The organism is Streptomyces sp. NPDC059917 (assembly GCF_042730635.1).
Lineage (GTDB): Bacteria > Actinomycetota > Actinomycetes > Streptomycetales > Streptomycetaceae > Streptomyces.
Window position 1 is genome coordinate 232736 of the sequence record NZ_JBHWLC010000001.1, and the last position, 7292, is coordinate 240027.

Below are 7292 nucleotides of genomic sequence, written 5' to 3' on the forward strand. Positions count from 1 at the left end.
AGATTCTGGCGGAATAAATAGACCTCATCGGGCAATAGTGAATCCCCACATTGTTGAATGTGTGGTCCCGTCTGGTCCGGGGACCAGTTGGCGACCGGGGATCGGGAGCGAGTTGGCTATCCTGCCTCATCGATTCCTAATGCGTTCTGTCAAGCCGCGAGCGCCGTCGGCGGCGTGAGCTCGTAGCACCTCCCGTCGCGCAACAGTGCCCACAGGACGTTCACGCGGCGGCGGGCGAGGGCGAGGACGGCTTGGGTGTGACGCTTGCCCTCGGCTCGTTTGCGGTCGTAGAAGCGGTGCGATTCGTCGGACCTTCGGATGCTGAACAGTGCGGAGGTGTTGGGGCACGCGCTGGAGCCGTAGGTTGTATCGCTGTGGACGTCGCAGGTTGCCGCTGATCTTGCCGGAGTCGCGCGGGACCGGTGCGACGCCCCCGAAGGCAGCGAGGCGGTCGAGGGTGCCGAACAGAGCCATGTCGCCGCCGGTAGCGGCCAGGAACTCGGCGCCGAGGATGGTGCCGAGGCCGGGCATGCTGGTGATCACGTCGAAGTGGCGGTGGTCGCGAAACCGGGCCTCGATGAGCTCGGCGACCTGCTCGTTGAGGGCCAGCACCTCCTTCGCGAGCGTGTGCACCATCTGGGCGGTCAGCTTCTCGCCGGACAGGCTGGTGTGCTGGCGCTCGGCCGCTTCTACTGCGGCCTCGGTGAGCTGATCGGCTCGGAGAACCTTGCGGTTTCGAAGCCAGGTCTCCAGGCGCTTGGCGCCGAGCCGCCGGATGGCTGCCGGGGTCTGGTAGCCGGTCAGCAGGGTCAGCGGGCCCTTGGTGGTGAGGTCCAGGGCCCGTTCTAGGCCGGGGAAGATCCCGGTGAACTGGGCCCGGAGCCGGTTGACGGTGCGGGTGCGGCCGGCGACGAGGTCCATGCGCCGGCCGGTGAGGATCTTGAGGTCGGTGACGGTTTCGTCGCTGGTGCTTAAGGGGTTCAGATCGCGGGGGATGCGGACCTGGTCGGCGATGACCGCGGCGTCCTTGGCATCGGTCTTGCCCTCGCCTCGATAGCTCTCGGACGCGCGGTGGATGGCGCGACCGGAGAGGTAGTTCACGGGCTGGTCGTGGTTGAGCAGGATCGCGATGACCAGGGCGGCTCCGCCGTCGGCCAGGTCGATTCCCCAAGTCACCTCGTCGCCCAGGGCCAGGACGTCGGTGAGGAGTTCGGGCTCGTCGTTGGCGACGCGCCGTGACAGCAGCCGACGGTCGCTCTCGTCGATCGCGACGCAGTGGTGGTGGGTCTTACCTGCGTCGATGCCGGCCCGGATCGCGGCCATGTGGTGCCTCCGTGCGGTGGGGTGTGCTGGTGCCTCCCGACGGACGACCTCGCTGTCGATTCCCTACCAAGCGATCATTCGCAATTCCCAATTGGCAGCCGAGTCGTCGTGGGGCGTCGGGTGGCCAATCGATGGAAGCCACAAGCGGCAGAAGTTTGAAGGCCACACCCGACGCCCCTGGGTGGGAGAACCATACGAAGGGCTCGCCCTGTCCCGCAGACAACGTAGGGAAGTTTGACTGGCGAGGACCACAGGCGTCGCACCGATGGAGTGAAGCCGCTGCCTGGGTCGGTCAAGCGCGCCGCCATCTAGAGCTGGGGGCGTTCCTCCAGTTCTCTGTGACCACGGTTCCCGCTGGCGTACTCCGGAGGAAGCCCTCCCAGCCTGCGGCTGCCATCTTGGCGGACCACCGGAACTGCCCAGAGACCGACATTTGGTTTGCCAGGCCGTGTGCTGTGAGTACAGCGAACTGGAGCAGGACGCTGAGGGCATTTCTGGCGTGGTGCGAGTGGATCGAGATCTTGGAAGCCGGAGTCAGCGTCATCCTTCATTGCGGGGACTATCCCGGGTGCGGGTTGGCTGTCCATTGGCTGTCCGCGTAACGGGGCCGGTTCTGAGGCGGAGCCGGAATTGCCTGGGGTGAGACAGCGCCCCCGTTAGTGGGCCAAGTGGATTTCGGGGTCGGTGAGTTCGGCGAGATGTCCGGCGTAGAGTCGGTTGCGGCGGGCTCTTCATGTTCCAGGCCGGGGTCCCGATGCTGGTTGGCTGGCCGCACTCTCCGTGCGGGGGGCGGTTGGGTCTGTGGTCTGCGCCGGCTGCTTGGTGTGTTGGGGCTGGGCGGGTGTGAGGCCGGCTGGGTGGTGAAGGGTTGGGGTTGACCGGATTCGAAGCGGCGTCCTCGGTTGTGCAGGCCACGCGTCGACCTCTGCGCTATGGCCCCGACTGTCTACGATTCTACGATCTCAAGGCCCGCACCGGCCGGTGTCTACCTGGCCCATTTCACGCCGAGTTTGGCGAGTGTGTGCAGTTGTGCCTGGTCGAGGTGGTTACGGCGTTGTTTCTGGTTGGCGAGCCAGATCCCGGTGCGGTGTTCGGTGCCGTCGGCCAGGATCTGGATGACGCCGCGCCCTGGGAGCCGGCCTTCTCGTGCGGTGTACTGGGCGAGTGCTTCCGCGCCCTTCTGGAACGCTCCGCCGCTCTTGCCCGGCCCAGTCGCCGCGGTGGCCTTTGCGGGGGCCTCGCGGTCTCGTGCGGCTTTCTTCACGCCGAGCTCGCCGAGCCTGCACTGTTGCTCGGCGTTGAGCCGGTCCCAGTCCCGTTGCTGGGTGGCGAGCCAGCGGCCGATGTCTTCGCCGTGGAGGGTGACCCCCGGCACGAGTTCGTCGAGCTGGGCGCCGGCGGCGAGGAGTTGGGCGAGGTAGGCGTGGTGCCGCTGCCAGTTGACCGTCCACCCTAGCTTGCGTGGGTTCCAGTCCTGGTCGATGGCCGCGAGCTGTTGTGCCCGCTGGCGGGCGCGGTCAGGGTGTTTTCCGAGTCCGTCGGGCCGGCGTACGTTCGTGAGCCACTGCCCTACCGCTCGGTCGAGGGCGGTGGCGTGCCGTGGGGCGGCCAGGGTTCCGTGGAGCTGATAGTAGGCGCGCGCGGCGGCGAGGTTCTCGGTGAAGGCGGCGTCGGCGGTGTCCCAGACGATGTCCAGCTCCTCCAGCTGGGCCGCCCGTTCACCGGTCATCTGCCCTGCCCGGTAGGTGCGGCGTTGGTCGGACAGCCATCGTCCCAGCGGGTACGCGCCCTCGGTGTGTTCGTACGGCACCTCCAGGTGCTCCTTACGCTCCCGGTACCGCAGGGCCGCCTCGATGCCCCGATTCCAGTCCTGCCGCTCGGTGTTGATGACCCTAAAGGTGATCCATTTCGCGATAAGGACAGGGTCGCGGGGGGTTGCGAACCGGAGCAGCAGCCGGTCGTCCGGCTCGTCCTCGGCGGGCTCCGGACCGACCGGAAGCGACGGGTCGACGACACGTTTCTGGTTCTCCTGTGGAATTGCCAACATTTCCACAGCTTTTTCATCGTGCGCCCGAAGACCTTCCAAAACCCGAATAAGAGGGCGATAGGAGTTCGAGGTGAGCATGTCCTCAGGCTTCTCGTTCTCCGCCAAAAATACTGGAACGATCAGCGTCGCCATCTTGCCCTGACCAGGGTTCTGCCGCAGCGCCCGGCCGATCGCCTGGACGATGTCCACGGCCGATCCCTTCGGGTCGATCAGGGCCACCGAGTCGGTGCTGCGGATGTCGACGCCCTCGCCCAGGACCCGGCAGTTCGACAGCACGGCGCGTCCGGCCCGGCGCCCGAAGTCGGCCAGCACGGACTGCCGGTGGGCGCCTTCGTGTTCCCCGCACAGCCATCCCGCCCACACCCGCTCGGGGTGCCGCTCGGGGTCCACGGCGTGGAGCCGGGCCGCGACCCGGGGCAGCCCGGCCGCGAAGGCCTCCGCCTCGACCGTCCGGTGATGGAAGGTGATCGTGGTCTGGAGGTCGTGGGCCGCCATGGTCTCCAGCAGCGCGGTCTGCGTCGCCGCGAGCCGCTGCCCACGAAGCGGCTCCTCGTATCGCTCCTCGCTGAACAGCCGCTTCGGGGTGACGACGGGGTCGGTCAGCTCGGCCACGACGATCTGATACCTCGCCAAGAGCCCCCGGGAGATCGCCGATGCCAGCGACAGCTCGTAGACGACGGGCCCGAACACCGCCTCGTCGTCCATCGAGCACGACAGCTCTTTGGGGAGCCGGTCCCACGCCCGCCGCGTCCGACCTGAAGTTTCCTCGTCCACGACAGCGGCCTGCGCCTCGTACAGCTCCTGCTCCGCCCGCGACCGCGGGGGCCGCTCTTTCCAGATTCTCGGGGTGGCGGTCATGTAGAGCCGGCGCATGGCCGGGATGACCTCCTGGTGGTGGATGTTCGCCCAGGCCTTCCCCGCCGACCCCGACGTCCGGTGGGCCTCGTCCACGACCACGAGGTCGAAGACATCCATCGGCAACCCGTACGCGCCCCGGTGTGCTTCGGCCAGCACGGACAGGGAGGCGTAGGTCGCGTAGACCGTGACCGGGCCCCGGCCGTGCCACAGGGCGAGCTGCGGCGCCGACGTCGTCGCACGCACCCCCAGGGCCCACAGGGCGGGGTCGTCCTCCAGCGAGCACACCGCGACCGCGGGCCCGCTGTGCCCGGCGCTCCGCCACTCCCGGGCCGTCTGCGTGAGTAGATCCAGCGTCGGCAGCAGCACCAACACCCGCCCGTGCCGCGCCAACCGGAGCGCCGCCGCAGCGGCGATGAACGTCTTCCCAGTCCCGCACGCGGCCACCACCGTGGCTCGTAGACCGGCCTGCGGGATCCGTTCCCCGGGCGGAGTATCGAGCCCCTGGACGATTGCTGCGACGGCTTCTTCCTGGTGGGGTCGCAGGGCGATGGTCGGGCGGTGCGACATCTTGGCTCCGTGACTAGGGGGAAGCGGTGACTTGGTGTTGGACAGTGGCGAAGTCACTGGTGGGCTCGCCGTGGAACTCGCCGATCCGCAGTCGAGAGCAGGCGACCATGCCGACACCGTCGTCGTGGTGAAGAGTCAGCACGAGCAGTGGACGGGACAAGGAGGGAAGCGCCCCGGAGGCCTTGACCTCAAGCGCCTGTTGCTTGTCGGCTGTGGTGATCCGCAGGTCCTTGAAGGTCGGGACGAGTCGCATGTACTCGACGGCCTCGAAGTGAACACCCAGACCGTTTCCAGTTCTGTCTCCTTGGCTGCTGACTAGTAAGAGTTGGGAATGTCCGATTCCGTACCGCCACACACGGAGGGTACGATTACTGACCCAGTCGATGACATTCTGCATTCGACACTCCACTGAAACTAAGTGGCGGGGAAAATCCCATCGGGGAGGGGGGTAGTGGTTTTCTCGGGATCCTACACATCTACACAGAATACCCCCCACATGATGCATACTGATGACTGTACCGTTCCGAGGTGTGCTCCAGCTGGGAGTTTGAGTGACCGAGCTTGTTGAGAACCCCTGGACTCCCGCACATCAGGCGGTCGAGTCGGGCGACTATGCCGAGCTGACCCGTCTCTTGGACGCGGGCGTGGACCTGGAAGAAGTCTGCTGGGGGATGACGCTCCTGCTCCACGCGATTGACGTCGAAGGGGATGGGGCACTCCAGTCCGGCGGGCCGCTCGACTCCGGGCTCACCGCGATCCTGCTGGCCTATGGAGCCGACCCCACAGCGAGGGCATATGACGGGCAGACTGCGCGCGAGTTGGCAGTCTCCTACAACCACGTCATGGCAGTCAGGCTCCTGGACCGGCACACAGCCCCCGCCACCCTTGTCGGCCGTCGATGGAGCAGGCTGTGGCCCTGGAGGCGGAGTCGGAAGGAGTGAGGTGGGGGAGCGAAGCGGCCCCACCCGACGAGCTGGAGGCCCGGACCCCGTGAGACGGGGTCACCTTTCGTGCGGAGCGTGGGAGTCCCGAGGCCCGCCTGCTCTGGTGGAGCGCAGCGGAACCAGAGCCAGTCCGAAGCGAAGAGCCCTGGGCCCGAAGGGCCCAGGCCGGGCGCAGTGAGGCCGTTCGGTCCTGAGCGCGCAGCGTTTGGGTACCCGCTCTGGGGTTTGTTGGTGTTCTTGGGGCTCAGGTTGAGATGCGTACCCAGGTGTCGCCGCCGCGGAGCCAGAGGGCCCCGTCGTGGCCCTGAGCGCAGCGCATGCCCATGGGGTCGGGAAGGGTCAGTTTTTCCTGGGCGGTGATGACCCAAGCGCCGTTGATGAGCTCTGCATGGTTCAGTTCTACGCCGGGCCGGTTGTGGAAGCGGTGGGTGAGGATCATTTGGTTGCCCCGGACCGCGATGCCGTCGGTGTCTTTGACCGGGTTGGCCCAGCTGTTCTCCTCTCCGGTGGTGGGGTCGACGCGGGTGATGAAGGAGCCTTCGGGGCTATACCACGCATGCCACACCAGTGTTCCTTCCGTGGCGGCTGCGTTGCCGCCAAGGGGCTGTACGGGTAGGCGCTGCGGAGTCCAGGTGTGATCGCCGTCGGTGTTCCAGCAGGCGAGGCCAGCGCGGGATGCGGGGTGGTGTAGATACCTTCGTCGCCGTGACCGGTCCAAATCCCACCATCGCGGTCGCCGATGAGGTAGTCGATGTCTTCGCCGAGGCAGATGTGGCTCATCGGGTAGCCGCCAGGGGAGTACACGACAGCGTTGTTCGCCCAGACCCCGTCTTTGCCCTGGTGGGTACGGCCGGAGGCCAGCAGGAACCGGGACCATGAGAGGAGAGCCAGATGACTGGTCGACTCGTTTATGCCCGTCACGATTGTGCGCTGCTCTGCCCCGTCGGTGACCACTACCAGCACGCCGTCACACGGGGCCGCTACACGCCAGCCGATCCATCCCTTGATGTGCGGCGAACGGACGGCCTAGCCGGATGGCGAGCCCTGTGGTGGAGCGTCGGACCGGACGCTGAATTCGCAGTGATCTTGGTCCAAGAACGCAACCTGCACCGTCAGGGGAGAGGCCCCATACGATGGGCAGTTTGCCAATGGGCATCGGCATTCCCCTCAGAGACTCCAGGCCCCGACAGCACCCGAAGAGCGCAATGTTACCCGTCGAGTCAGCAGCGCTCGGCCTCGGGAGCTCGGTAAGGCAGGAAGCGGCCCCGGCCACACACCACCTTGTTGCTGCCGCCCGCGGAGTGGGCTGGTTCTGGAGGCGGAGCCGGAAGGACCGGGGTCGGGGAGCGAAGCGGACCGGCCCAACGGGCCGTAGGCCCTGACCTCGTGGAACGGATCATCCTAGGTTGCTTGGGTGGAGCGCAGCGGAACCCGAACCAGCCCGTAGCGAAGCGCAGGACTCCGGCCCGACAGGGCCGGCTTTGGCTCGGCGAAGCGGAGCTCCGCCGAGCGGAGCGAGGCGGTTTCTACGGCTCGGAGCGAAGCGTAGAGCC

Annotated in this window: 4 protein-coding genes and 1 pseudogene; 1 reads left to right on the top strand and 4 read right to left on the bottom strand. The window is 67.0% G+C overall.

Annotated elements, in window-relative coordinates; genetic code table 11:
* Window positions 1-149 precede the first annotated feature (149 nt).
* From ACFWAR_RS01185 to ACFWAR_RS01195, 3 genes and pseudogenes are all read right to left on the bottom strand, one after another.
* Window positions 150-1323, bottom strand: a pseudogene (locus ACFWAR_RS01185) (IS110 family transposase).
* 985 nt (window positions 1324-2308) lie between these two features.
* The gene (locus tag ACFWAR_RS01190; protein WP_385772162.1) at window positions 2309-4795 is read right to left on the bottom strand and encodes a Helicase associated domain protein; all 2487 of its coding nucleotides are present in this window, start codon (window positions 4793-4795) and stop codon (window positions 2309-2311) included.
* 13 nt (window positions 4796-4808) lie between these two features.
* A complete protein-coding gene (locus tag ACFWAR_RS01195) occupies window positions 4809-5192 on the bottom strand; it encodes a hypothetical protein (RefSeq protein ID WP_385772163.1) in 384 nt (127 codons plus the stop codon).
* A 154-nt stretch (window positions 5193-5346) separates the two neighbouring features.
* On the opposite strand from ACFWAR_RS01195, the gene ACFWAR_RS01200 reads away from it, so the two are divergent.
* Window positions 5347-5736, top strand: coding sequence for an ankyrin repeat domain-containing protein (locus ACFWAR_RS01200; RefSeq protein WP_385772164.1), 390 nt, complete (start codon window positions 5347-5349; stop codon window positions 5734-5736).
* A 247-nt stretch (window positions 5737-5983) separates the two neighbouring features.
* Here the strand turns inward: ACFWAR_RS01200 and ACFWAR_RS01205 are convergent, their stop codons facing one another.
* Window positions 5984-6304 (bottom strand): hypothetical protein, encoded by a 321-nt coding sequence (locus ACFWAR_RS01205; RefSeq protein WP_385772165.1) that lies wholly within the window; start codon window positions 6302-6304, stop codon window positions 5984-5986.
* Window positions 6305-7292 lie beyond the last annotated feature (988 nt).